Origin of the sequence: Burkholderia sp. lig30, assembly GCF_000687455.2 — a bacterium.
Lineage (GTDB): Bacteria > Pseudomonadota > Gammaproteobacteria > Burkholderiales > Burkholderiaceae > Burkholderia.
Map to the genome: position 1 here is coordinate 1 of NZ_JGVW01000095.1, position 25,044 is coordinate 25,044.

Annotated in this window: 26 protein-coding genes; 13 read left to right on the forward strand and 13 right to left on the reverse strand. The window is 67.4% G+C overall.

From position 1 onward, the window contains the following. The 5 genes from LIG30_RS18940 to LIG30_RS18960 form a co-directional block, all read right to left on the reverse strand. A partial coding sequence (locus LIG30_RS18940) for an NAD(P)/FAD-dependent oxidoreductase (RefSeq protein WP_038714588.1) occupies window positions 1-993 on the reverse strand: 993 nt, incomplete at its 3' end. A gap of 20 nt (window positions 994-1,013) precedes the next feature. Beyond that, entirely contained in the window at window positions 1,014-1,679 is a 666-nt protein-coding gene (locus LIG30_RS18945; RefSeq protein ID WP_038714453.1) for a HutD/Ves family protein, read from the reverse strand. Then, window positions 1,676-2,611: an electron transfer flavoprotein subunit alpha/FixB family protein gene (locus LIG30_RS18950; protein WP_038714454.1), complete on the reverse strand. Its 936-nt coding sequence runs from the start codon at window positions 2,609-2,611 to the stop codon at window positions 1,676-1,678. The genes LIG30_RS18945 and LIG30_RS18950 overlap by 4 nt, the downstream gene beginning before the upstream one ends. After that, window positions 2,608-3,387, reverse strand: a complete 780-nt coding sequence (locus LIG30_RS18955; protein WP_038714456.1) for an electron transfer flavoprotein subunit beta/FixA family protein — start codon at window positions 3,385-3,387, stop codon at window positions 2,608-2,610. Before LIG30_RS18955 ends, LIG30_RS18950 begins: the two co-directional genes overlap by 4 nt. Window positions 3,388-3,414: 27 nt before the next feature. After that, the gene (locus LIG30_RS18960) at window positions 3,415-4,599 is read right to left on the reverse strand and encodes an NAD(P)/FAD-dependent oxidoreductase (RefSeq protein ID WP_038714458.1); all 1,185 of its coding nucleotides are present in this window, start codon (window positions 4,597-4,599) and stop codon (window positions 3,415-3,417) included. A 246-nt stretch (window positions 4,600-4,845) separates the two neighbouring features. Here LIG30_RS18960 and LIG30_RS18965 point away from each other — a divergent pair, with 246 nt between their 5' ends. After that, window positions 4,846-5,811 (forward strand): LysR family transcriptional regulator, encoded by a 966-nt coding sequence (locus LIG30_RS18965; protein ID WP_038714459.1) that lies wholly within the window; start codon window positions 4,846-4,848, stop codon window positions 5,809-5,811. 17 nt (window positions 5,812-5,828) lie between these two features. Continuing rightward, on the forward strand, window positions 5,829-6,635 hold the full coding sequence (hutG, locus tag LIG30_RS18970; protein WP_038714590.1) for an N-formylglutamate deformylase: 807 nt from the start codon (window positions 5,829-5,831) through the stop codon (window positions 6,633-6,635). A gap of 212 nt (window positions 6,636-6,847) precedes the next feature. Here the strand turns inward: hutG and LIG30_RS18975 are convergent, their stop codons facing one another. Beyond that, window positions 6,848-7,450, reverse strand: coding sequence for a helix-turn-helix domain-containing protein (locus LIG30_RS18975; RefSeq protein WP_038714460.1), 603 nt, complete (start codon window positions 7,448-7,450; stop codon window positions 6,848-6,850). Window positions 7,451-7,697: 247 nt separating this feature from the next. On the opposite strand from LIG30_RS18975, the gene glnT reads away from it, so the two are divergent. The 7 genes from glnT to LIG30_RS19005 all read left to right on the forward strand — a co-directional run bounded on the left by glnT (window position 7,698) and on the right by LIG30_RS19005 (window position 15,358). Next, window positions 7,698-9,086, forward strand: a complete 1,389-nt coding sequence (glnT, locus tag LIG30_RS18980; protein WP_235510337.1) for a type III glutamate--ammonia ligase — start codon at window positions 7,698-7,700, stop codon at window positions 9,084-9,086. A gap of 10 nt (window positions 9,087-9,096) precedes the next feature. Further along, window positions 9,097-10,005, forward strand: a complete 909-nt coding sequence (locus LIG30_RS18985; RefSeq protein ID WP_038714462.1) for a class II glutamine amidotransferase — start codon at window positions 9,097-9,099, stop codon at window positions 10,003-10,005. Continuing rightward, window positions 9,993-10,682 carry a protein glxC gene (locus LIG30_RS18990; protein ID WP_038714464.1) on the forward strand — a complete coding sequence of 230 codons (690 nt, stop codon included), beginning with the start codon at window positions 9,993-9,995 and terminating at the stop codon, window positions 10,680-10,682. Before LIG30_RS18985 ends, LIG30_RS18990 begins: the two co-directional genes overlap by 13 nt. Window positions 10,683-10,708: 26 nt before the next feature. Beyond that, the gene (locus LIG30_RS18995) at window positions 10,709-12,070 is read left to right on the forward strand and encodes an FMN-binding glutamate synthase family protein (protein WP_038714467.1); all 1,362 of its coding nucleotides are present in this window, start codon (window positions 10,709-10,711) and stop codon (window positions 12,068-12,070) included. Between the two features lie 131 nt (window positions 12,071-12,201). After that, entirely contained in the window at window positions 12,202-13,602 is a 1,401-nt protein-coding gene (locus tag LIG30_RS19000; RefSeq protein ID WP_038714468.1) for an ammonium transporter, read from the forward strand. A 390-nt stretch (window positions 13,603-13,992) separates the two neighbouring features. Further along, on the forward strand, window positions 13,993-14,154 hold the full coding sequence (locus LIG30_RS26840) for a hypothetical protein (RefSeq protein ID WP_160326711.1): 162 nt from the start codon (window positions 13,993-13,995) through the stop codon (window positions 14,152-14,154). A 130-nt stretch (window positions 14,155-14,284) separates the two neighbouring features. Further along, window positions 14,285-15,358 carry a porin gene (locus tag LIG30_RS19005; RefSeq protein ID WP_038714469.1) on the forward strand — a complete coding sequence of 358 codons (1,074 nt, stop codon included), beginning with the start codon at window positions 14,285-14,287 and terminating at the stop codon, window positions 15,356-15,358. Window positions 15,359-15,564: 206 nt separating this feature from the next. Here the strand turns inward: LIG30_RS19005 and LIG30_RS19010 are convergent, their stop codons facing one another. Further along, window positions 15,565-15,963, reverse strand: a complete 399-nt coding sequence (locus tag LIG30_RS19010; protein WP_038714471.1) for a GreA/GreB family elongation factor — start codon at window positions 15,961-15,963, stop codon at window positions 15,565-15,567. A gap of 520 nt (window positions 15,964-16,483) precedes the next feature. Between LIG30_RS19010 and LIG30_RS19015 the strand changes: the two genes are divergently transcribed. Beyond that, a complete protein-coding gene (locus LIG30_RS19015) occupies window positions 16,484-16,813 on the forward strand; it encodes a DUF4148 domain-containing protein (RefSeq protein ID WP_038714474.1) in 330 nt (109 codons plus the stop codon). A 163-nt stretch (window positions 16,814-16,976) separates the two neighbouring features. Here the strand turns inward: LIG30_RS19015 and LIG30_RS19020 are convergent, their stop codons facing one another. Next, the gene (locus LIG30_RS19020) at window positions 16,977-17,438 is read right to left on the reverse strand and encodes a CBS domain-containing protein (protein WP_038714476.1); all 462 of its coding nucleotides are present in this window, start codon (window positions 17,436-17,438) and stop codon (window positions 16,977-16,979) included. Between the two features lie 178 nt (window positions 17,439-17,616). Between LIG30_RS19020 and ribA the strand changes: the two genes are divergently transcribed. Further along, a complete protein-coding gene (gene ribA / locus LIG30_RS19025) occupies window positions 17,617-18,267 on the forward strand; it encodes a GTP cyclohydrolase II (RefSeq protein WP_038714478.1) in 651 nt (216 codons plus the stop codon). Window positions 18,268-18,615: 348 nt separating this feature from the next. Here ribA and LIG30_RS19030 read toward each other — a convergent pair whose 3' ends face one another. After that, a complete protein-coding gene (locus LIG30_RS19030; protein WP_038714480.1) occupies window positions 18,616-19,353 on the reverse strand; it encodes a hypothetical protein in 738 nt (245 codons plus the stop codon). Between the two features lie 55 nt (window positions 19,354-19,408). Further along, window positions 19,409-20,011, reverse strand: coding sequence for an acyl-homoserine-lactone synthase (locus LIG30_RS19035; RefSeq protein ID WP_038714481.1), 603 nt, complete (start codon window positions 20,009-20,011; stop codon window positions 19,409-19,411). A 398-nt stretch (window positions 20,012-20,409) separates the two neighbouring features. On the opposite strand from LIG30_RS19035, the gene LIG30_RS19040 reads away from it, so the two are divergent. Further along, the gene (locus LIG30_RS19040; RefSeq protein ID WP_038714484.1) at window positions 20,410-21,144 is read left to right on the forward strand and encodes an autoinducer binding domain-containing protein; all 735 of its coding nucleotides are present in this window, start codon (window positions 20,410-20,412) and stop codon (window positions 21,142-21,144) included. Window positions 21,145-21,196: 52 nt separating this feature from the next. Here LIG30_RS19040 and LIG30_RS19045 read toward each other — a convergent pair whose 3' ends face one another. From LIG30_RS19045 to LIG30_RS19055, 3 genes are all read right to left on the reverse strand, one after another. Next, window positions 21,197-21,904 (reverse strand): MgtC/SapB family protein, encoded by a 708-nt coding sequence (locus LIG30_RS19045; RefSeq protein ID WP_038714486.1) that lies wholly within the window; start codon window positions 21,902-21,904, stop codon window positions 21,197-21,199. A gap of 387 nt (window positions 21,905-22,291) precedes the next feature. Next, window positions 22,292-23,455, reverse strand: coding sequence for a metallophosphoesterase (locus LIG30_RS19050; RefSeq protein ID WP_038714488.1), 1,164 nt, complete (start codon window positions 23,453-23,455; stop codon window positions 22,292-22,294). A gap of 40 nt (window positions 23,456-23,495) precedes the next feature. Continuing rightward, window positions 23,496-24,080 (reverse strand): malonic semialdehyde reductase, encoded by a 585-nt coding sequence (locus LIG30_RS19055; protein WP_038714490.1) that lies wholly within the window; start codon window positions 24,078-24,080, stop codon window positions 23,496-23,498. A 315-nt stretch (window positions 24,081-24,395) separates the two neighbouring features. Here LIG30_RS19055 and LIG30_RS19060 point away from each other — a divergent pair, with 315 nt between their 5' ends. Beyond that, window positions 24,396-25,004: an alpha-ketoglutarate-dependent dioxygenase AlkB family protein gene (locus tag LIG30_RS19060; RefSeq protein ID WP_038714491.1), complete on the forward strand. Its 609-nt coding sequence runs from the start codon at window positions 24,396-24,398 to the stop codon at window positions 25,002-25,004. Window positions 25,005-25,044: the final 40 nt, after the last annotated feature.

Here is a 25,044-nt window from a genome sequence, read left to right on the forward strand (position 1 = left end):
CGCGCCGCCCGGGAACACCGTTTTCGGCAGCGACAGCAGCCCGCCCGCGGTGATCGCGCGCGCGCCGTACGACACCCGCTTGCCGCCTTCGAGGAATTTGCGGATTTCCGGGTGCGTCTTGTAGCGCTGGAACTCCTCGAACGGCGACAGGTACGGGTTCGTGTAGCCGAGGCCCACCACGAAGCCGACCACCACCTGGTTGTTGTCCATGTGGTACAGGAACGAGCCGCCGTAGGTGTCCGACTTCAGCGGCCAGCCGGCCGTGTGGATCACGAGGCCCGGCTGGTGCTTCGCCGGGTCGATCTCCCACAGTTCCTTGATGCCGATCCCGTACGCCTGCGGATCGGCGTTCGCGTCGAGCTTGAATTTGGAGATCAACTGACGGCCCAGATGCCCGCGGCAGCCTTCGGCGAACAGCGTGTACTTCGCGTGCAGTTCCATGCCGAGCTGGAAGTTCTCGGTCGGCTCGCCGTCCTTGCCCACGCCCATGTTGCCGGTCGCGACGCCTTTCACCGAGCCGTCTTCGTGATACAGAATCTCGGCAGCCGGGAAGCCCGGGAAGATCTCGACGCCCAACGCCTCCGCCTGCTGGCCGAGCCAGCGCGTGACGTTGCCGAGGCTGATCACGTAGTTGCCGTGGTTCTGGAAGTTGGCCGGCAGCGCCCAGTTCGGCACCGCCTTCGCGCCCGTCTCGGACAGGAACAGGAAGCGGTCTTCCGTCACGTCGACGGTCAGCGGCGCGCCCTGTTCCTTCCAGTCGGGGATCAGCTCGGTGATCGCACGCGGGTCCATCACCGCGCCGGACAGGATGTGCGCGCCGATTTCGGAGCCCTTCTCGAGCACGCACACGCCGATCTCGGCGCCTTTCTCGGCGGCGAGCTGCTTGAGCCGGATCGCCGCCGACAGCCCGGCCGGGCCGCCGCCGACGATCACGACGTCGTATTCCATGGATTCGCGCGGACCGTACGATTCGATAAGCGAGGCGTGTGTCATGAACGGGCAATGAGTAACGGTCAGGGAGCGGCCGGCTCGATCGCGATCGAGATCAGCCGGGATTCGGGCGCGGCGGGGCGCAGGTCGAGTTCTTCGCCGCGCCCCTCCAGCCACAGGCCATGCAGCGGCACAAGGGTTTGCGTGCTGAGCAGCGCGCTGCCGACGTGCCACTGGCCGGCCGCGCAGATCAGCAGATGCGTCGGCGCGGGCGTGATGCGGCGCGAATGCGTCGTGACGACGACGGCGGCGCGGCACGCGGCACGGCGCGTCATCACGTTCAGCACGTGGGTCGGCCGCACGATGCCGCTCGTCCACATCAGCAGGTCGCCGGGGAAGTGCGCCGGCTGTGTGGGCAGGGCGATCAGGTGCCCGTCCTGCAGGTGCAGCTCGACGCTCGCGTCGTCGACCGGCACGAGCGTACGGTCGATCCCCGGAAACTGCGAGAAGCGGGCCGACCCTTCGAGCGTCGCGAGACTGATCCGCCAGTCGGCGTCGCCGTCGGCGCCGGCGCGGCGCGCGATCATGCGCGTGACGCCCGCGCCGTTCGCCCAGGCCTCGGGCGCGATCCGCGTGCAGTCGACGAACCGCACGCCCGGGTAGTGCGGCGCCGCGTGGCCGCCAGCGGCATGGGCGGACGCGGCCGAACGCCCCGGTCCGGTCGCCGCGGCACGATGCGCGAGCGTCATGCGACGCCTCCCGCGCCGACGTGGCGCTCGAGCGCGGCCATCACGTCGAACAGGTCGCCGACGAAGCCGATGTCGGCGAACGAGAAGATCGGCGCGTCGGCGTCCTTGTTGACGGCGACGATGAGCTTCGAGTCCTTCATCCCGGCCAGATGCTGGACCGCGCCGGAGATTCCGAACGCGACATAGACGTCGGGCGCGACGGTCTTCCCGGTTTGCCCGACCTGGATCGCGTTCGGCGCGTAGCCTGCGTCGACGGCCGCGCGCGATGCGCCGAGCGCCGCGCCGAGCCGTGACGCGAGCGCGCCGAGCCGCGCCATGTTGTCGCCCGACGCGAGCCCGCGCCCGCCCGAGACGACGATCGGCGCATTCGCGAGGTCGATCCCGCTCGACTGCGCGCCGTGCCGTTCAAGCAGCGTCGTCGCGGCGAATTCGGGCGGCGCGTCGAGCGAGACGACCGGAGCCGGCGACGCCCGGTCGCCTGCGGCGGCGAACGACGACGCGCGCACGGTCAGGAAGGTCGTGTCGCGCGCGCTGGCCACCGTCGCGACGACGCTGCCCGCATACAGGCCGCGGACGAACCGGCCGTCGTCGGTCACGCCGGTCACGTCGGCGACGAACGCCGCGCCGGCGAGCGCGGCGGCGCGCGGCAACGCGTTGCGGCCGAGCGTGCGGTGCGCGGCCGCGATCGCCGCATAGCCCGGCGCCAGCGCGGCCAGCTGGGCCGCGAGCCGCTCGGGCGTGAGCGCGGTGGCCGCGTCCGCCAGAAGAATCCGGTCGACGCCGTCGATCAGCGCAGCCTGCGCGGCGGCGTCGGGATCGGTGACGAGCACGTCGACCGGCCGGCGGCATGCCTGCACGGCGCTGACGACGCGCCTGAGCGCGTCGCCCAGCAGGCCGTCGGCGGTCGTTTCTGCGATGACGAGCGTTCTCATGCGGAGGCTCCGGAATGAACAAAGACATGGTGTGACGCGAGGGCGGCGACGAGCGCGTCGATATCGGCGACGCGCTCGCCCGCGCGGCGCACGGCCGGCTCTTCGAGCCGGACCGTCTGCGACGCCGGCGCGAGGTCGATCCCGAATCGCGCGGCCTCGACGACCGCGAGCGGCTTCTGTTTCGCCTTGATGATGCTCGGCAACGTGACGCGCCGCGGCTCGGCGAGGCGCAGGTCGGCGCTGACCACGGCGCGCCCGGACAGCCGCCAGGTCGCGGTGCCGCTGTCGTCGCCGCAGGTGACGCGCCAGCCGTCGCCGTCGCGCGCGAGCGCCGTCGCGTCGAGCCCCTGCGGCCAGCCGAGCAGGCCGGCGAGCATCGGCGCGACGCCGCCCGTGTCGTCGTCGATCGCCTGCTTGCCGCAGAGCACGAGGTCGTACGGCGAGGTATCGAGGAACGCCTTCAGCAGGCGTGCGACGCCGAGCGGATCGAGCGACGCGGCGGCATCGCCTGCGTCGATCAGGATCGCATCGTCCGCGCCCATCGCGAGGCCGGTGCGCAGCACGTCCTGGCCGGCCGGCGAGCCGCACGTGACGACGCTCACGTGCGCGGCGTGGCCGGCCTCGCGCAGGCGCAGCGCCATTTCGAGCGCGCATTCGTCGAACGGGTTGATGGACATCTTGAGGCCGGCCGTCTCGATCGCGCCGGACGTGCCGACGCGCACGCGCACGTTCGGATCGACGACGCGCTTGACGGGCACGAGTATCTTGAGGGTCATGGCAATGTCTCGTCGAAGCGGGTTGAATCAGGACACGGCGCCGAGGCCGTACTTGCCGGTGAGCAGCGCGCCGGTCGCGAAGCGCTCGAGCGCGTAGGGCGCGAGCGACACGTCGGTCGGCAGGCCGAGCGCGTGCTGCGCGAGCAGCTTGCCGATGCCGGGCGACAGCTTGAAGCCGTGGCCGGAGAAGCCGAAGCCGACGACGAGCCCTTCGATGTCGCCGACATTGCCGAGCACCGGATTCCAGTCGGGCGTGACGTCGTAGACGCCGGTCCACGACGACGCGAGCCCGGCCGTCTCGTAGGCCGGGAAGCGCTCGGCGACCTGCGCGCCGACCTCGGCGACGTAATCGAGCGAGATGTCGCCCTGTTCGGTCTCGGGCGCGTTCAGCGTCTCGCCGACCACGCCCTCGGATACGAGCATCTGGGCGCCGCCGTAGCTGCGGTAATACAGCATGCCGGGCGAGCCGAGATCCTTGAACGCCGGCATCTTGAACGTGTAGCGCGCATCGCATTCGAGCGCGAGCACGGTATGCCGTTCCGGCTTGACGGGCAGCGGCACGCCGATCCAGCCCGACAGCTCGGGCGTCCAGATGTTCTGCGTGCTGACCAGCGTGCCGCAGGTGAAGCGGCCCGCGCTCGTGTCGACGCCGACGATGCGGCGGCCGTCGCGCACGATCCCCGTGACGGTAGTGCCTTCGAGGATCTTCACGCCGCGCCGGCGCGCCGATTTCGCGAAGCTCGTCGCGACGAGGTACGCGTCGGCGAAACCGGCTTCCGGCTCGAAGCCGATCAGCGCGGCGTCGTCGAATTGCGCGATCGGCAGGCGCTCGTGCGCCTCGTTCCGGTCGAGCAGCCGGACCTCGATGTCCATCGCGCGCTGTGCGTCGAGCGACGCGCGCAGCGGGTCGAGCTTGTCGCCGTCGGGCGCGCAGATCATGTAGCCGCACTTGACGAGGCCGCACGACGCCTCGTCGTCGCCGACATATTCGGCGAAATTGTTGAATGCCCACCACGACGCGCGCGCCAGCTCGACGTTCTGGCGGACCGAATAATGCGTGCGCAGCAGGCCGGACGATTGCGATGTGGTGCCGGCGCCGATCGTGCCGCGCTCGACGACGAGCACGTTGGCGGCGCCGAGCGACGCGAGGTGATGGGCGACCGATGCGCCGATCACGCCGGCGCCGATCACGATGAAGTCGTAGTGGCTCATGGTTTCCCTCTGGGTAGGCGGTGAGCCGATTCTAGGGAACGGGGCGGTGGCGGAATTTTGTATTAGGCAAACTTATGACGCGTGCGCGGAAGTGCGGATCGAGCGCCCGCATCGCCCGATCCGGGGCACCATCGATTCCGTGTTGCCGGATCGGCCGCTTTCGACGGCCAACGGCTTTGCATGGGGCCGCAGCAAGCGCTGAAGCGCTAACTGCGGTCGACCGCTTTGCATGGGATCAGAGTAACGATGAGACGTACCCCGCCCCCCATTGACCTGCGCGCCCTGCAGGCATTCGTCGCCGTGTGCGAGACCGGCTCGATGACCGCCGCGGCGAGGCGCATCGGCGTGAGCCAGAGCGCGGTCAGCCAGGCGATATCCGCGCTCGAGCGCGACCAGGGCGCGGTGCTGTTCGATCGCGACAGCCGCCCGCCGCGGCCCAACATTGCCGGGCGCGCGCTGCTCGAGCTCGCCGGCCCGCTGCTCGAACACGCGCAGCGGGTGAGCACGCAGGTCGGCGACGCATCGGACGCGGGCCGCCTGCCGGTGCGGCTCGGCTGCGTCGATTCGTTCGCGGCGACGGTCGGCCCGGAGCTGATCCGCGCGGTGTCGGGCACGTCCAGGCAGATTTCGATGTGGTCCGGCCTGACGCCGGGCCTCGGCAAGCAGCTGCACGACCGGGAACTCGACGTCGCGGTGTGCACGCAAATCGCGCTCAGCGACGCGCGCATCGTCGAGGTGCCGCTGTTCTCCGAGGCGTTCGTCGCCGTCGTCGCGCGCAGCCACCTGGCCGGCCGTGCGCCGCTCGACTGGCGCGCGCTCGCGGCCGAGCTGCCGCTGATCCGCTACACGGCGCGCTCCGTGATCGGCCAGCAGGTCGAACGGTTCGCGCGCCACCTCGGCATCGACAGCCCGAGACGCTTCGAATTCGACGCGACGGACCCGTTGCTGAGCCTCGTGAGCGCGCGGCTCGGCTTCGCGATCTCGACGCCGCTGTGCCTGTGGCAGGCGCGGCATTACCTCGGCGAGATCGCCGTGCTGCCGCTACCGTCCGGGCGGCTGGGACGGCGTGATTTCTTTCTGTTGCACCGGCAGGGCGAGTGGGAGGACTTCGTCAAGGAGATCGTCGCGCTGACGCGGACCGTGATCGACCGTTCGATCCGGCCGGCGCTCGCGCGCGCCTTGCCGCAGCTGCCCGACGACGCGCTGCTTTGATCCGTATGGAGCCCGTGATGAGCGACCTGTATACATTGCGGCGTGGCGACGCGCCGCTGCTGATTTCGATTCCGCACCTGGGTGCGGCGATCCCGGCGCCGCTGCGCGACGCGTATTCCGACGCCGCGCTGACGCTCGCCGACACCGACTGGCACCTCGACCGCCTGTACGGGTTCGCGTCGGCGCTCGGCGCGACCGTGCTCGGCGCGACGGTGTCGCGCTATGTGATCGACCTCAATCGCCCGCCCGGCGACGAGAGCCTTTACCCGGGCCAGACGACGACGGGCCTGTGCCCGGCCGAGACGTTTCGCGGCGAGCCGGTCTACCGGGAAGGCCGCGCGCCCGACGTGCAGGAAAAGGCGCGCCGGGTCGCCGCGTACTGGCGGCCGTATCACGCGGCGCTGGAAGCCGAGCTGGCGCGGCTGCGGGCGCGTCACGACCACGTGCTGCTATGGGAGGCGCACTCGATCGCGAGCGTGCTGCCGAGGCTGTTCGACGGGAAGCTGCCGGACCTGAACATCGGCACGCAGGACGGCCGGACCGCCGCGCCGTCCGTGCAGGCCGCGGTCGAGCGCGAGGCCGCTGCAAGCGCATATGCGTCGGTCGCGAACGGCCGCTTCAAAGGCGGCTATATCACCCGCAGGTTCGGCGAGCCGTCGCGCGGCGTGCACGCGATCCAGCTCGAGATGTGCCAGTCGACCTACATGAGCGAGACGTCTCCGTTCGCGTACGACGCGGCGCGCGCGGCGGCCGTCGAGCCGACGTTGCGCCGGATGATCGAGGCGGCGCTCGACGCGCTCGCGTCGCTGCCGGCCGCAGCATAAGGATTGCTGATACATCTTCGTAACCGTGGTTCCCGTTTCAGTGCGACGCTGCACCGCATTCACTCCGGGACCGCACCTTCGACAGGCAGAGCCCGCGCATGAAGCCGATGACGAATACGCCCGACGCCGCTCAAAGTGTTTATCAGTGGGAATCTTTTATTCCTGATGATAAACATGGCACAGAGCTTGCATCATGTGTTGCGGCGGCAGGCTCACTCTTCGGCGGGCTGGCCGTAGACGAAGATCGACAGGAACTGGATCGGGGTCTTGATCAGGCGTTCCGGGCCGTGCGGAACATCGGCGCGGAACGTCAGGGTGTCGCCCGGATGCAGCACGTAGGTCTGCTGGCCGTGCCGGTACTCGATCACGCCCTTGAGCATGTGGATGAACTCGGTGCCGGGATGCTCGAACACCGGAAAGCGTTCGGCCTGGTCCTCCATCGTGATCAGGAACGGCTCGAAGAGCTTGCGGGGGCCCTGGTCGTACGCGAGCAGATGGTAGGTGTGGCCGCTTTTCGTGCCCTTGCGGACCACCTCCATGCCGGCGCCTTTCTTCACGAGCTGGGCGCCGCCCTGGGGGACGTCGAAGTTGCGGAACAGCGTGGAGATGGAGACGCCGAGCGCCTGCGCGATCCGGTGGAGGACGTCGAGGCCGGTTGAAGTCTGCGCGTTCTCGATCTTCGAGAGCATGCCGCGGCTGATGCCGGCCTGCTGCGCGACCTGCGCGATGGTCAGGCCGTGGCGCTGGCGAAGCTCGCGGATCGTCGAGCCGAGATAGCGTTCGAGCGGTGTCTTGCTGTCGTCTGCGGGGTGCATCGTCACCTCGGAAAAAGGACAAGGTTAGCAGATCGCGGTATGCGCGCCGGCGGCCCCGGAGCCGCCGACGTGCGCACCGAGAGTTTCATGGCAGGAATTATTATTGCATGACAATAAATTCCTCCGCACACTGCGGACATGCCTGCAGCGCGCCCCATCCGGCGCTTGCACGTGTCGCGCAGACGGGCCGTCCGGGTGTCGGGCGGTTTCCTTAAATCATCGAAGGACGTAGCTGGAAGGAGTGACGATGAACCTGAACGATGCGAGCAAGTTGCCGGTCAACGTGCTCGGAAGCGTACCCCGCTTCGACTCCGCGGACGAAGCGCAGGCGTACCTCACGCAGCAGGGCGTGAAGTACGTGCTCGCGCAATTCGTCGATATTCACGGCGTGGCCAAGGCGAAGTCGGTGCCGGTCGCGCACCTGGGCAGCGTGCTGAAGGCGGGCGCGGGCTTTGCCGGTTTCGCGATCTGGGGTGTCGGCATCGAGCCGAACGGGCCGGACTACATGGCGGTCGGCGATCTCGCGACGCTCACGCCGGTGCCGTGGCAGCCGGGCCTCGCGCGGATCGTCTGCGACGGCCACGTCGACGGCGCGCCGTGGGTGTTCGACTCCCGCGTGACGCTCAAGCGCCAGGCCGCGCGCCTGTCCGAGCGGGGCTGGACGCTGTTCACCGGGCTCGAGCCGGAGTTCTCGCTGCTGAAGCGCTCGGCGTCGGGCACGCTGGAGCCGTGCGATCCGAGCGACACGCTCGCGAAGCCGTGCTACGACTACAAGGGCCTGTCGCGCACCCGGGTGTTCCTCGAGCGGCTCACCGAGGCGCTGCGCGCGGTCGGCATCGACGTCTACCAGATCGACCACGAGGACGCGAACGGCCAGTTCGAGATCAACTACACGTACACCGACTGCCTGACGTCGTGCGACCACTACGTGTTCTTCAAGATGGCCGCGTCGGAGATCGCGAACGAGCTCGGGATGATCTGCTCGTTCATGCCGAAGCCGTTCGCGAACCGCCCCGGCAACGGCATGCACATGCACATGTCGATCGGCGACGGCGAGCGCAACCTGTTCGCGGATTCGGCCGATCCGCTCGGCATGGGCCTGTCGGCGCTCGGCTACCAGTTCACCGCCGGCCTGCTGGCGCACGCGCCGGCGCTGACCGCGCTCTGCAACCCGACCGTGAACTCGTACAAGCGTCTCGTCGTCGGCCGCTCGCTGACCGGCGCGACCTGGGCGCCGGCCTACATCAGCTATGGCGACAACAACCGCTCGACGATGGTGCGCATGCCCGGCGGCCGGATCGAGCTGCGCCTGCCCGACGGCGCATGCAACCCGTATCTCGCGACGGCGGCGGTGATCGCGGCCGGCCTGGACGGCATCGACCGCGGCCTGTCGCCGGGCACTCCCGCGAACGAGAACCTGTACGAGTGGCCGGCGCAGAAGCTTCGCGAGCACGGCATCGGCGTGCTGCCGCAAAACCTCGGCGAAGCACTCGATGCGCTCGAATCCGATCGGCTGATCCTCGACGCGCTCGGGCCGGTGGCCGACGAATTCCTCAAGCTCAAGCGCATGGAGTGGCTCGAATACATGCGCCACGTATCGGATTGGGAAGTCAGGCAGTACCTCGATTTTTTTTAAGGAGAACAACATGTGCGGAATCGTAGGATTGCTGGTGAAGACACCGGCATTGCGCGAGCGGCTCGGCGAGCTGATGGTGCCGATGCTGATCGGCATGACCGAGCGCGGCCCGGATTCGGCCGGCCTCGCCGTGTTCGGCGATGCGGTCGGCGCGAGCCAGCGCAAGCTCAGCCTGTACTCCGGCTTCACGGACGAGGGTGAGCATTTCCCGTGGGACGTGCTGCTCGATCGCCTGAACGCGTCGCTCGACGCCACGGCGCGCATCGAGGCAAAGCGCAATCATGCGGTGCTGACCGTCCAGGGACAGGCCGACACGGCCCGGCACTGGCTGCAGGAGCACTACCCGCGCATTTACGTGCTGTCGGCGGGGCGCTCGATCGATCTGTACAAGGACATCGGCTCGCCCGCCGAGGTCGCCGACCGCTATGCGTTCGCCGGCCTGAAGGGCTCGCACCTCGTCGGCCACACGCGGATGGCGACCGAGTCGGCCGTGACGCCCGATCGCGCGCACCCGTTTACGGCCGGCGAGGATTTCTGCCTCGTGCACAACGGCTCGCTGTCGAACCCGTACGGGGTGCGCCGCAAGCTCGAGCCGAAGGGCATCCATTTCGACACCGACAACGACACCGAGGCCGCGTGCCGCTTCCTCGAATGGCGGCTGCGCGAGGGCGACGCGCTGCCGGTCGCGCTGCAGAAGGGCTTCGAGGAGCTCGACGGCTTCTACACGTTCCTGATGGGCACCACGACCGAGCTGGCGCTGATCCGCGATCCGTTCGCGTGCAAGCCCGCCGTCGTCGCCGAGAACGACGACTACGTCGCGATCGCGTCCGAGTTCCGCTCGCTCGCGCATCTGCCGGACATCAAGAACGCGAAGGTATTCGAACCCGCACCCGAGGAGATGTATGTATGGAACGCGTGACATTCGACCTTGAGCACGCATCGATCAGGGACGTCAACCAATTCCTGCACGGCAGCGCGGACGCGCTCGCGGGCAAGGAGGTCGTCGTGACGTCGCCGAACGGTGCGCACAACATCGCGGTCGGCGTCGATGCCGACGTGAAGATCCGCATCGAAGGACATGCCGGCTACTACGCGGGCGGCATGAACAAGCATGCGTCGATCGTGATCGACGGCAGCGCCGGCACCGGCGTCGCCGAGAACATGATGAGCGGCAAGGTGCACGTGAAGGGCTTCGCGTCGAACGGCGCGGGCGCGTCCGCGCACGGCGGGCTGCTCGTGATCGACGGCGACGCCGGGCTGCGCTGCGGGATTTCGCTGAAGGGCGGCGACATCGTCGTCGGCGGTTCGGTCGGCAGCTTCTCCGCGTTCATGGCGCAGGCCGGGCGCATGGTGATCTGCGGCGACGCCGGCGACGCGCTCGGCGATTCGCTGTACGAGGCCGTGCTGTACGTGAAGGGCGAGGTGAAATCGCTCGGCGCCGACGCGCAGTTCGAGCCGATGAGCGACGCGGATGTCAGCGCGGTCGCCGCGCTGCTCGACGCGGCCGGCCTGGATCACGACCCGCGTGCGTTCAGGCGCATCGCGTCGGCCCGCACGCTGTATCACTGGAACGCAGACGCGGACCAGGAATATTGAATCCACTGCCTGTTCGGGAAAACGCCATGGAAGCCAAACCCATTCATTTCGCTCGCTTGCAGCACGAAGAGTCGCACGGTTACGACCGCAAGACGATCGACTACATCCACACGGCCGCCCAGCGCGGTCTTTACGAGATCCGCGGGCTCGGGGCGAAGCGGCCGGTGCCGCATTTCGACGACCTGCTGTTCCTCGGCGCATCGCTGTCGCGCTATCCGCTCGAAGGCTATCGCGAGAAGTGCTCGACCGAGACCGTGCTCGGCACCCGCTTCGCGAAGAAGCCGATCGTGCTCGACATGCCGATCACGGTCGCCGGCATGAGCTTCGGCGCGCTGTCGGCGAACGTGAAGGAGGCGCTCGGCCGCGCCGCGACGGCGGCCGGCACGTCGACGACGACCGGCGACGGCGGCATGACCCAGGAGGAGCGCCGCTCGTCGAAGACGCTCGTCTATCAATGCCTGCCGTCGCGCTACGGGTTCAATCCCGACGACGTGCGCCGCGCCGACGCGATCGAGGTCGTGATCGGCCAGGGCGCGAAGCCGGGCGGCGGCGGCATGCTGCTCGGGCAGAAGGTCAACCCGCGCGTGGCCGCGATGCGCACGCTGCCGGCGGGCGTCGACCAGCGCTCCGCGAGCCGCCATCCTGACTGGACCGGCCCGGACGATCTCGCGATCAAGATCCAGGAGCTGCGCGAGATCACCGACTGGGAGAAGCCGATCTACGTGAAGGTCGGCGCGACGCGCACGTTCAACGACGTGAAGCTCGCGGTGCATGCGGGCGCGGACGTCGTCGTGGTCGACGGGATGCAGGGCGGCACCGCCGCCACGCAGACCTGCTTCATCGAGAACGTCGGCATCCCGACGCTCGCCGCGGTTCGCCAGGCCGTCGACGCGCTCGAGGACCTGAACATGAAAGGCCAGGTGCAGTTGATCGTGTCCGGCGGCATCCGTACCGGCGCCGATGTCGCGAAGGCGCTCGCGCTCGGCGCGGACGCGGTGGCGATCGGGCAGGGCGTGCTGATGGCGCTCGGCTGCAACGGCGACACGTATTTCCAGGATGGCGCGCTGCATTCGGCCGTGGCGGACTATGCGGCGCTGAACACGTCGCCGGGGTTCTGCCACCACTGCCATACGGGCAAGTGCCCGGTCGGCGTGACGACGCAGGACGCGGTGCTCGAGCAGCGCGTGTATCCCGAGGAAGGCGCGCGCCGGGTACGCAACTACCTGAAGACGCTGAACATGGAGCTGGCGACCATCGCGCGCGCGTGCGGCAAGCAGAACGTGCACCACCTGGAGCCGGAGGATCTCGTCGCGCTGACGGTCGAGTCGGCCGCGATGGCGCGGGTGCCGCTCGCCGGCACGTCGTGGATACCGAGGCAGCGCGACTGACGCGCACCGGGCCGCGTGCATCGCGCCGCAACCCCGTCCGGGCCGGCCATGCGGGCGGTCCGCCTGATCCGTTTTGCGACGACGCAGGCTTTGCGAGAACGCCCGCGTCGCCATTTTCGAGGAATCGACGAATGAAAAGAGTAATCGGATGGCTTGCATTGCTCGGGCTCGCGGCGTTCGCCGCGCCCGCGCTGGCGGACGGCGTCGCGGCGGGCGTGGCGCCCGTGCCGAACAAGGGCGACACGGCCTGGATGATCGTCGCGACGCTGCTCGTCGTGATGATGGCGGCGCCCGGGCTCGGGCTCTTTTACGGCGGCATGGTGCGCGCGAAGAACATGCTGTCGATCCTGATGCAGACGCTCGTGGTGTTCTGCGTGCTCGGCGTGCTGTGGGCCGTGTACGGATACAGCATTGCGTTCACCGAGGGCAACGCGTTCTTCGGCGGTCTCGGCAAGGCGTTTCTCGTCGGCATCACGCCGGATTCGACTGCCGCGACGTTCAGCAAGGGCGTCGTGATTCCGGAATTCATCTACGTGTCGTTCCAGCTGACGTTCGCCGCGATCACGCCCGCGCTGATCGTCGGCGGCATCGCCGAGCGTGCGAAGTTCTCCGCAGTGCTGATGTTCATGGTGCTGTGGTTCACGTTCTCGTACCTGCCGATCGCGCACATGGTCTGGTACTGGGCCGGCCCGGACGCATACACGAGCGCGGCGGCGGGCGACAAGGCCACCGCGACGGCGGGCTTCCTGTTCCAGAAGGGCGCGATCGATTTCGCCGGCGGCACTGTCGTTCACATCAATGCCGGGATCGCCGCGCTCGTCGGCGCGATCATGATCGGCAAGCGCGTCGGGTTCGGCCGCGAGACGATGGCGCCGCACAGCCTGACCATGACGATGATCGGCGGGTCGCTGCTGTGGGTCGGCTGGTTCGGCTTCAACGTCGGCTCCGCGCTCGAGGCCAGCGGCGCGGCCACGCTGGCGTTCGTGACGACGCTGCTCGCGACGTGCGCGGCCACGGTCTCGTGGACATTCGTCGAGTGGACGATGAAGAAGAAGCCGTCGATGCTCGGCGCGGTGTCGGGCGCGATCGCGGGCCTCGTCGTGATCACGCCCGCATGCGGTTTCGTCGGCCCGATGGGCGCGATCGCGATGGGCCTGATCGCGGGCGTGGTGTGCTATTGGGGCGTGAACGGGCTCAAGCGCCTGATCGGCGTCGACGATTCGCTCGACGTATTCGGTGTGCACTGCCTTGGCGGAATCACGGGCGCGCTCTTGACCGGCGTCTTCGCGTCGCCGTCGCTCGGCGGCACGGGCGTCTACGACTATGTCGCGAACAAGGTGGCCGACTATCACATCGTCGACCAGCTGATCGCGCAGTGCTGGGGCGTCGGCACGTCGCTCGTCTGGTCGGCCGTCGTGTCGGTCGTCGCGTTCAAGCTGGTCGACATGACGATCGGCCTGCGCGTCGAGCAGGAGGACGAGCGCGAAGGGCTCGACGTCAGCGCGCACGGCGAAACCGCTTACCACTCTTGAGCATCCGCGGGCCGGCGGTGCGTTCCGTGTTCCGCCGGGCGTCAGTCTATCCGTTCGCCTATATATATAGATACGGGCGGCGGCGTTCGTGTCGTAGCCGAGGAGGCGAGCGGCCGGGGCGCCCGTTACAGGAAAGCCCGCGGGGCCGCCGGTGTGGCCTGGACGGGCAATGGACAGCCGGCGGGCCGGGCGTCGGGTGCGCCGCGGGCGTCGCCAGCCGCCATGGGCTGCGACCGATCGGCGCACCTGGCCGCCGCCGCTGACTCGCGCGGGTGTTGCGCCGATGTCAGGGCACTTTGACCTTCCGGGTAGAATTCGGTAAAAATTGCCGGATTCACTGACCTCCTCGCACGCCGTTTGTTGTTTATATGCAACCGTCAAGACAGTGACATGAAAGAATGGTTGGATGGAGGTGACCAAAAAGCCCACGTCAAGATGGCAAAAAATATTGTCAAAACAAATACTTATGGGGTTCGTGCGGGGGGATTATTTCTAAATCAGGAAAAAGTTATTTCTTTATTTGCGAATGGCGGCCCTAGGGTACACCCCTAAACTCACGGTTCCAGAACGGGCAACTATCCGGGCGCAGCCAGCAGGACCGATGGCGTTTCCGGGCGGTTGCAGACCGTTTACTGAAACAGGTCGCAAGACCTGCCTCTTTTTATAGAAGGGAGCTCCACGAATGAAGAAGACTCTGATCGTTGCAGCAGCTGCAGCATCGTTCGCAACCGTCGCTCACGCGCAAAGCAGCGTCACGCTGTACGGCGTGCTCGACGCAGGCATCACGTACCAAAGCAACGTCGCCAGCAAGGATCGCTGGGCGATGGGCAATGGCATCGACCAAAGCCGCTTCGGCCTGCGTGGTTCGGAAGACCTCGGTGGCGGCCTGAAGGCAATCTTCACGTTGGAAAGCGGCTTCAACATCGGTAACGGCCGCTTCGCGAACAACAACGGCATGTTCAACCGCCAGGCTTTCGTTGGCCTGTCGAGCAACTACGGCACGGTTACGCTGGGCCGTCAGTATGACTCCGTCCAGGACTACCTCGCTCCGCTGACCGCAACGGGCAGCTGGGGTGGCACGTACTTCGCTCACCCGCTCAACAACGACAACCTGAGCACGGACGGCGGCTACGCAGCTAACAACACCATCAAGTTCGCGAGCGCGAACTACGCTGGCCTGCAATTCGGCGGCACGTACTCGTTCTCGAACAACACGAACTTCGGCAACAACCGTGCATACAGCGGCGGCGTGTCGTACCAGTTCCAAGGCCTGAAGGTCGCGGGTGCGTTCTCGCAAGCGAACAACCCGGGTACGGCGGCGAACGGCGCGATTGACGCAGTGAACGTGCAAGGTCGCGTGCGCACGTACGGTGCTGGCGCATCGTATGCATTCGGCCCGGCAGAAGTCGGCGCAGCATGGACGCAATCGCGCCTCGACAGCACGGTCACCGGCTCGGTCCGCGCTGACAACTACGAAGTCAACGGCAAGTACAACCTGACGCCGGCTCTGGGTCTGGGCATTGCTTACACGTACACGAACGCTCGCCTGGGTGGCGATACCAGCGCTCACTGGAACCAAGTCGGCCTGCAGGCTGACTACGCGCTGTCGAAGCGCACCGACGTGTACGCACAAGCTGTGTACCAGCGTGCAAGCGGCGCGAACGCAGCCATCTACAACGGCGGTGCTCTGAGCGATCAGCTGAGCTCGTCGATCAACCAAACCGCAGCAACGGTTGGTCTGCGTCACCGCTTCTAAGCGTGACGGCTGGGTAACCAGCTTCGAAAAAGCCGCCTTCGGGCGGCTTTTTTTATGCGCGCAACGAATGCGACGGTTGCCGTGCGCCAGCTCACGCATGACGCGTGCCGCCGTTCTCCAGATGCAAAAAAGCGAGGCCCGTCCGCGGCGCCTCGCTTCGTCATGGTGGGCGGAACCCGCGCCGCCAGCGGCGCGCGGCCGCCGCGTCAGCGCGTGTATTCGCCGTTGGCCTCCGGCTGGAACACGATTTCGACGACCTTCATCGGCTTCTCGATGCCGCTGGGCTGCATCACCTTCACCAGTTGGCCGCGCTGCGTGCCGAGCAGCGCCATGCCCACCGGCGAGAAGACGTTCAGGCGCCCGTGCTCGAGGCTGGCGTCTTCCGGATAGACGATCGTCCAGGTCGTGCGGTCCTGCGTGGCTTCGTCGACGAGCGTGATCGTCGAATTCATCGTGACGACGTTCGACTTGATGGCGTCCGGCTCGACGATGTCGGCGTGCTCGAGCAGCGTATCGAGCAGGCTCTGGAAGCGCGGGTTGTGCTCGGCGTGTTTTTCGAGGCGCGCGACGTCGAGTTCAGTCAACTGGTAAAGGCGTTTCTTCATGGCAATTCTCCAAATGATCGGCAGGGCAGGCGTGGCTTACCTGTGTGGATCGCCCGGAGCCTGCCTGGCGGCGGCTCCGGAAAGGAGACTGGGCCGTCAGATCAAGCGCCGGGCATCGGCCAGCGGAGCCGAAGCCATGCGTCGAGTGCGGAACGGGGCCGGCGTGCCGGCGTGTGCGCGCGCGCCGGCCGAACCGAGCGGCGAAGGAGCGGAGGGTGAGCGGGCGCGCATGATGGGGCGTGAATCGTCGATGGAAATGCAATCTTACGATTTTACAACATATTCTGACAAACCCTGCAGGCCAGCGTGTCAGCCATTTGCAAGAGATTGTTGCCGAAATGATGCAATTGGAATGCCAATGTTCGCGTAATGGTTAAACATATTTGCTGTTTCCGAAACAGTTTGTGTCGAAACAAAGGGTTTCCCCTTGGTGGGGTGGCGGCTAGACTGGATTCAATCGCTTCGGACAGTGCTGCCGGGAGCGACGCCATAACACAACAAGTTTCGGAGGTAAGTCACCATGAAGTCGATCATCTACGCGGCAATTGCCGCATCCGCGCTTGCCGTCCCGCTCGCGTCGTTCGCACAGGCGGGCGAGCCGGTCACGCGCGACCAGGTCAAGGCCGAGCTTCTCCAGCTCGAGCGGAACGGCTACCAGCCCGAAGCCAGCGATGCGCAGTATCCGGCCAACATCCAGGCTGCCGAGGCGCGCATCCAGCCGGCGCAACAGCAGACGCTGGCCCGCGCGGACACGAGCGGTTTCGGTGCGATGCCGGCGAGCGAGGGCCAGTCGGGCCGCCGCATGATGTCGGCGCCGAACCCGGTCAACTCGATCTACTTCGGCCAGTAACGAACACGGAACTGTCGACGAGCGCGGCACGACGATGCGCTTGCGCGCGAATGGCGTGCTGCTTTCGCGGCAGAAACGGGCAGGACCTCCGTCGCCGCATCCCGGCGGCTTTACGCCCAGACGCGTATCGCGTTTGGGCCTTTTTTGCTGGGATGCGCGGCGTTCAGACGGACGTGACCGCGGGCGTGCCGTGGATGTAGCGCTCGAGCTGGCTGATCGTGAACTGCTGATCGGCGATCACGCTCTTGACCAGGTCGCCGATCGAGATGAGGCCGATCAGCTTGCCGTCGTCGAGCACGGGGAGGTGGCGCATCCGGTGTTCGGTCATCAACGCCATGCACGCGTCGCTCGATTGCTGCGGCTCGACGTAGCGCACCTTGGCGGTCATGATTTCCTCGACCCGCGTGGCCTTCGACGAGCGATCCAGCAGCACGATCTTGCGCGCGTAGTCGCGCTCGGTGACGATGCCCGCGATGTCGTCGCCGTCCATCACCAGCAGTGCGCCGATGCCTTTTTCCGCCATCAGCCTGATGGCGTCGTAGACGAGATCGGTCTTCCTGACGGTGTAGACGGTACGGCCCGAATCCGGCTTGGCTCTGAGAATCTGCGCGACAGTCGTACTCATACGCTTCCTCCGTGTGCTGGGCGATAAAGGGAAGACGGAACGTGCTGCGTGTCGCCCGGTGAGACCAGTATAGATCGGGCCGGCAACGGCACGCGCGTTGCAGATTGCAGATTAGCGGTAAACTTCCGTCACGTGCCATCCAGAACATTCCTTAATTTCTAATCGTTCGATTCAATTCATGATGTCTTCGCGTCCCCAACCGCCCCAGGCGGGCGATGGCCGGGCCGACGAGTGCGTGACGCTCGTGGCCACCGCCTCGCTTCCCACGCGTTACGGCACCTTCACGTCGTACGCATTTCGTGTCGCGGGCAGCGATGCCGAGCATCTCGCGCTCGTGGCGGGCGAGGTGGCCGGCCAGCAGTCCGTGCTGACGCGGCTCCACTCCGAATGTCTGACGGGTGACGTATTCGGCTCGTACCGCTGCGACTGCGGCGAGCAACTGGATCTGGCGTTGCGTTACATCGCCGCGGAAGGGTGCGGCGTGTTGCTGTACTTGCGCGGTCACGAAGGGCGCGGCATCGGGCTGAGCAACAAGATCCGCGCCTATGCGCTGCAGGAGCAGGGCCGCGACACCGTCGAGGCGAATCTCGACCTGGGCCTGCCGGACGACGCCCGCGAATACGATTCGGCCGCCGCGATCCTGCGGATCCTCGGCGTGACGTCGGTTCGGCTGATGAGCAACAACCCGAAGAAATTCGACACGCTCGTGAAGCACGGCATCCCGGTGTGCGAGCGCGTCGCGCTCGCGGTGCCGGTGCGCGAGGAAAACGAGCGTTATATCCGCACCAAGCAGGCGAAGTTCGGCCACTATTTCGAAGAAAACGAATAACGCATGGCCCGGCCGTCCACGAGGCCGCGCCTCGCCGGGGGTGTCGATGCCCGCGAGGCGGGCGGGCTGTGCGCGCGGCTGTGTGCTCTCTGAGGGCTGGGGTGCAAGCCCCGACGGTGGGCGTCGCGCGACTGTCTCCGCGTTCCGCGGCGATGACGGCTGGCAAGCGTCGGCCCGTGCGCCGACGCAGAAAAGAAAAAAGCCCGCTGCTTGAGCGGGCTGAATCCATGTTTGGAGACATGGAGGAGACAGGTGCTAATTTAGGGGAAAACCCTAGACATGGCAAGTCCTTGTTGTGCATTTGCAACGGCTTTGCAGGGGTGGCGTACTGTCGCGCCCCCTTGCCCGCTACCGCCCCGCCGTTTCGCGCAAGCGATGTTCGCCGAAGCGCTCGTGCGCGATCGGCAATGCGAACTTGTCCCGCATCTCCGTTTCGATCCACGCGCATGCCGCGCGCGTGCAGTCGTTCAGCACATGCCGGAGCGTATGGCTGTCGATGTCGTAGACGAATCGCACGCCGACCTCGTCGTCGTTCAGCTTGCGTTCGATCTCGTTGAGTTGCAGGTGCGGCGCGCGCTGATGCGCGAGCGCGCGGAACTCGTCGAAGTGGTATTCGAGCCAGTCCGCGAAAAACAGCGCGTCGCTTCGGCAGGTGAGGCGAAACGCCGCGCTGCGCGACAGGCGCGCCTCGTTGTCCGCCTCCGGCCAGGGCGCGGCGACGGGCGCGAGTGGTCCCTGGATGTGCCGGTAGGACGCGCGGTCGCGCAGCGCGTGCCAGAACAGCGCGTCGCCCGCGGCGGCGGACGGCTGCATCGTCAGATCGTTGCGGCCGTCCGCCGCCGCGTCGATCTCGCGAATCACGAGGCGCAACGAGCACAGCGGCTCGTTGCCGGTCAGGAGCGTCGCCGGATACGGCACGCCAGGCACGCGCGGCAGCGCATCGTCGGCGCGGAACACGAGCCCGCGCCGGTCGAGTCGCAGGAGCGGCAAAGGCGCAGGGAAGCAAGGATGCGCGACGACGATCCGCCTGTCGGCAGCACTCGTCAATCCGGGCATCATCGCGCGAAAGACCGTCGAATGGTCCACGTTGAATCTCCTTCAAATACGACGTCGCCCGAGCCGTCAATGCGCGTTCGGGCGACTATGCCTTGCCGGCGGCAAGGCTTCCGGCAATACCGAGCGCGGCACACGTTTGCGGATCGTCGACCTCGATCCAGCACGCCACCACCATCCTACCGTCGATCTGCCTGGCCGGGCCGGCGCGATGCGCATGCACGCCGATGCGGCGAAACAGGCGCTCCATGCTGGCGAACGTGACGCCGATCAGCCGCCGCGCGCCGAGCCGCACCGCGCACTCGACGACGGCCGCGAGCATCGGCCGGATCGCCCACGCCGCGTCGCCCGAACCGGTCTTGCCGCCAGTCGCGGCAAACCGCGACAATTCCCACACGGACGCGGACTGCGGAAGGGTCACGTCCTGGCCGAGCAGGTCCGCGAACAGCGCCTTGAGCAGGTATGGCCGGGTGGTCGGCAGCAGCCGCGCGCAGCCGCACATCTCGCCGAGGCTGTTGCGCGCGTACACGTAGACCGTATCGTCGCGATCGAACGCATCGTGCTCGAAACATTCGTTCGCAGACGGAAGCGCCCAGCCAAGCTGCTCGATGAACACGTGGCGCCGGAAGCGCCCCAGATCCGCCGCAAGGTCGTGTGGCAGCCGCCCGTCGTCGTGAACGAAGGTCCGCATGGTGTCCTCGGATTTGCGCTTGGTATGGCCGCATTACAGCGTGCGCCCCGAGGCGGCGGTAACTGTCAGTTTTTACAGGGTAGCTGTCGGCAGCGAACGGCCGGATCGTGGGATCGGTTTCTTGAACGGCTGGATTGAAAAGGCGTGCCGTCTTGCATATAAAGACGGCCGATGCTGCATAATTGTCAGACGAATATTTGGCCGGTTGTCACTGGCGCGCCGGCTCGGCATGATAGGTGCCATTGCCCGCGAGGATCGCCATGCGATTGGCGCCGTCCGGCGCGAGCGGCGCGCTTGCCGGGCGCTGCCCGGGGAGGGTGAACCCATGCGCGACTGTAGCAGTCTGGAGTCGCGCTGAAACCTGACAATTATGGCAGCGTGACGTTGTCGGAGATCGAATGGAACTGCGCTGGCAAGACGCCTATGACCAATTGAGTGCCGCGGAAGACGAGCAACAGCTCTTTCGGCTGATCGCGGCCTACTCGAAGCGCCTGGGCTTCGAGTATTGCAGCTATGGCATCCGGGTGCCGCTGCCGGTATCGAAGCCCGCGGTCGCGATCTTCGATACGTATCCGGACGGCTGGATGGCGCACTATCAGGCGCAGAACTACATCGAGATCGATTCGACGGTTCGCGACGGCGCGCTCAGCACCAACATGATCGTCTGGCCCGATCTCGACAAGGCCGGATCGTCCGGAGCCGAAGCGTCGCCGCTGTGGTCGGATGCGCGGGAGCACGGGCTGTCGGTGGGCGTCGCGCAATCGAGCTGGGCGGCGCGCGGCGCATTCGGCCTGCTGACCCTCGCGCGTGACGCCGACCCCCTCACGCCAGCCGAAATCAACATGCTGACGCTGCAGACCAACTGGCTCGCCAATCTGTCGCATTCGCTGATGAGCCGCTTCATGGTGCCGAAGCTGGCGCCGGAGGCGAAGGTCGCGCTGACCGCGCGCGAGCGCGAGGTGCTGTGCTGGACCGCCGACGGCAAGACGGCCTGCGAGATCGGTCAGATCCTCAGCATCTCGGAACGGACCGTGAACTTCCACGTCAACAACGTCCTCGAAAAGCTCGGCGCGACCAACAAGGTGCAGGCGGTCGTCAAGGCGATCTCGACCGGGCTGATCGACACGCCCTGAACGCGGCGCACGGCGCGCGGTCGCGCGGCGGCACCCGCGTGCCGCGCGCCGTTCATTCCATCATCGGTTCGGCTTCCTTCGCGGTCCAGCTGACGCTGGAGACGCTTTTCTCCATGCTGATGCGGCTCGCGATCTGTTCGAGCTTCGGCTGGTCCTTCGGATGCAGCTTGAGCGTCGCGGTCACCTTCAGCCGGTCCGGCTGGTCGGGGACGTCTTCGCTCGTCAGGCTCTGGAACGACAACGGTTTCGCATACATCGAATTCGACAGCACCGTGCGGATGTGCACTTCGTCGGCCGCGAGGCAGATCACCGTGATCTGGTACTCGCGCACCAGGTCGGCATTCGACACCGGCGTGGCGTTGATCGCCTGGCTGACGCCGCGCAGCAGCGTGTTGGTCAGCAGCACGACGCCGGTGCCGGCGAACGCCGGCATGTAGTGGCCGGCGCCGGCCAGCACGCCGACGGCGGCCGAGCACCAGAGCGTCGCCGCGGTGTTGATGCCCTGGATCGAGCCTTTGTCGCGCATGATGACGCCGCCGCCGAGGAAGCCGACGCCGGACACGACATAGGCCGCGATCTGCGTGACGCCGGGGATGCCGTTGCCCGTCAGCACGCCGAGCGTGACGAACAGGCAGGCGCCGCTCGCGACCAGCGTGATCGTGCGCAGGCCCGCGGTGCGTTGCCGCATCTGGCGTTCGAGGCCGATTGCGACGCCGCAGGCGAACGCGGTGAAGAGGCGAAGTGCGAATTCGAATGTCATGAGTCTTGCTGTCCTGTTGGCGCATGCGCGGCATGCTTGCGTGTCCGCCCGGACGGGGGGCGCGCAATTGCCGTCATCGCGCGGCACTGTACCGTGCGAACCGATATGGAAGTGTGAAACGGGGCGGCGTGCCAAACTCGCGGGAACGCGAGCCGGGCAGCAAGGACTGCGGCGGGCAGGCGTTCAGGCGGCGAGAGGAGCACGCATCGTGCTGCAACTGTCCACGTTGATTCCTGAGTGATTGAATGGGCGGCATTCTAGGCGGCGGCGCGTGTTTGCGTCAACCGGCGGGTGGCGCGCCACTGTCCCGGTGTGCGTATGTACGAGTGCGAAGGCGAAGGCGAAGGCGTGCGAGAGACAATCAGCGCGTGCTGCCGCGCCCGGCGATCAGCGCGCGCTGCCGCGCACGAGCCGCACGCGCGTGATCTCCGACGGCGCGCCGAAGCGCTTGGGCGGCCCCCAGTAGCCGGTGCCGCGGCTCGTATAGACCCATAGCCCGTTCCAGCGCGCGAGCCCGGCCGTAAACGGCTGCTGCAGCCGCACGAAAAAATTCCACGGAAAGAACTGGCCGCCGTGCGTATGCCCGGACAACTGCAGCGTGAAGCCGGCCTCGGCCGCCGCGGCCGCGCTGCGCGGCTGATGCGCGAGCAGCACGCGGATGCGCACGTCGGGCGGCGCACCGGCGAGCGCGCCGCCCGGGTCGCTGCGGTGCGCCGGCTCGAACTGGCCCGCCGAGTAGTCGGTCACGCCGGCGATCACGAGCCGGCCGGCGTCGTGCTCGATCGTGCGGTGCTCGTTGAGCAGCACATGCAGCCCGAGCCGCCGGAACTCGTCGATCCACTGCTGCGCGCCGGAGTAGTACTCGTGATTGCCGGTGACGACATAGGCCCCGTGCCGGGCGCGCAGCTCGCCGAGCGGCGCCGCGTGGCCGGCGAGCTGCGCGACGCTGCCGTCGACGACGTCGCCCGTCACCGCGATCAGGTCCGGCTGCAGCCGGTTGACGGCCTGCACGATCGACGCGACGTAGCCGCGCTTGATCGTCGGGCCGACGTGAATGTCGCTGATCTGGACGATCGAGAAGCCGTGCAGCGCGTCGGGCAGATCGTCGATCGGCACGTCGACGTGCACGACGCGCGCGCGTCGCCGCGCGTTCAGGAAGCCGACCGCGCTGACGGCCAGCGCGAGCAGCGGCACCGCAGTCGCGCTGATGCCGCGCCATCGCGCGAGCGATACCGCATGCGGCGCGAGCGCATCGACGGTCAGAAGCGACGCGAGCAGCAGGTCGCGCGCCAGGGTCAGCACGAGCAGCGACGAAAAGAAGCCCATCGCGAGCAAGCCGGCCCATGCGAACCGGTCGCCGAGCGGATGCGACTCGAGGCGGCGCGACAGCATCCCGAGCGGGATCAGGAAGCAGGACGCGACCAGCCACAGCGCCGCGGCCACGCGCAGCGCGGGCGACGCGAGGTCGGGGATCAGCCTGAACCCGACGTACGCGTGAAGCAGCACGCCGATCACGGTCAACCGGAGCAGGAAAGCGGAGATGCGTCGCATGGAGGGGAGCGTGGCGAGGTTGCGTCGAGCCGCGTGCCGGTCAGGCGATGCGGGCGATGTCGTCGAAATCGAAGCGCGGGCTGCGCGGATGCAGCACCGACGCGTCGCCGTAACCGAGGTTGACGAGGAAGTTGCTCTTGACCGTCGTGCCGGCGAAGAACGCGGCGTCGACCGCCGCGTTGTCGAAGCCGGACATCGGGCCGGCATCGAGCCCGAGCGCGCGGGCGGCCATGATCAGGTACGCGCCTTGCAGCGACGAGTTGCGGAACGCGGTGGCCTGGATCAGCGCATCGTTGCCTGCGAACCAGCTGCGTGCGTCGGCGTGCGGGAACAGGCGCGGCAGGTGTTCGTAGAACGCCATGTCCATGCCGACGATCGCCGTGACGGGCGCCGCCATCGTCTTCTCGACGTTGCCTTCCGAAAGGGCCGGCTTGAGACGGGCCTTCGCTTCGGGCGACTTGACGAACACGAAGCGCGCCGGGCTCGAATTCGCCGACGTCGGCCCGAGTTTCGTCAGATCGACCAGCTGATGGAGCAGGGCATCGTCGACCGGCTTGTCCTGCCACGCATTGTGCGTGCGCGCATGGCGGAACAGCTGATCGAGGGCGGAATCGGAAAGAAACATGATGTGATCCGGAAAAGCGCCGCCGGGTCGCGCCGGACGGCTTGCAAGCAGGAATGGAGTGCGGCGCCGCGGCCCGAACGGCCGCGGCGCGGTGCGACATGCCGCGATGATAGCCCGATGCGGGGGAATTCACCTGCCTGCAGTCGCGCGCATGGCATCGTGCCTGTCCGCCTGTCCGCCTGTCCGCCTGTCCGCCTGTCCGCCTGTCCGTTTGCCCGTTTGGCGTGCGTGCACGCGCATGGCGAGGGCGGCCGCGCTTCGCTAGTATTCAGGTATGCGGCGGGCGCGGTATGCGTCGCCGCTTGCTCAACTGACATGCCGATGTTCGATCTCTTCGATGACACGCCCGCGCCGGACGTGGACTGGTATCCGGACTGGCTCGCGCGCGACGCGGCCGATCGCGCGATGGCCGCGCTGATCGACGAGGTCGCGTGGCGCCAGGACGCGATCCGCACGCCGCGCGGCCGCATTCCGCTGCCAAGGCTCACCGCGTGGCAAGGCGAGCCGGACGCCGTCTACGTGTATTCGGGCATCCGCAACGTGCCCGCGCCGTGGACGCCTGCGGTGCTCGAACTGAAGCGCGCGGCCGAGGCGGCGTGTCGTGCGCACTTCAACAGCGTGCTGCTCAACCGCTACCGCAACGGGCAGGACAGCATGGGCTGGCACGCGGACAACGAGCCGGAACTGGGCGATGCGCCGGTGATCGCGTCGGTGAGCCTCGGCGCGATGCGGGTGTTCGACCTGCGTCATCGGGCCACCGGCGTCACGCACGCGTACCGGCTCGCGCACGGCAGCCTGCTCGTGATGCGCGGCCGGACTCAGGCGGAGTGGCAGCATCGGGTGCCGAAGGCGCCTTCGGTGCAGGGCGAGCGGATCAACCTGACGTTCCGCTGGGTGACACCGGCGCCGCCGGCGAGCGGATAGCCGCGCGCCGCGCCGGCCTGCCTCCGGCCGGGGCTGCAAA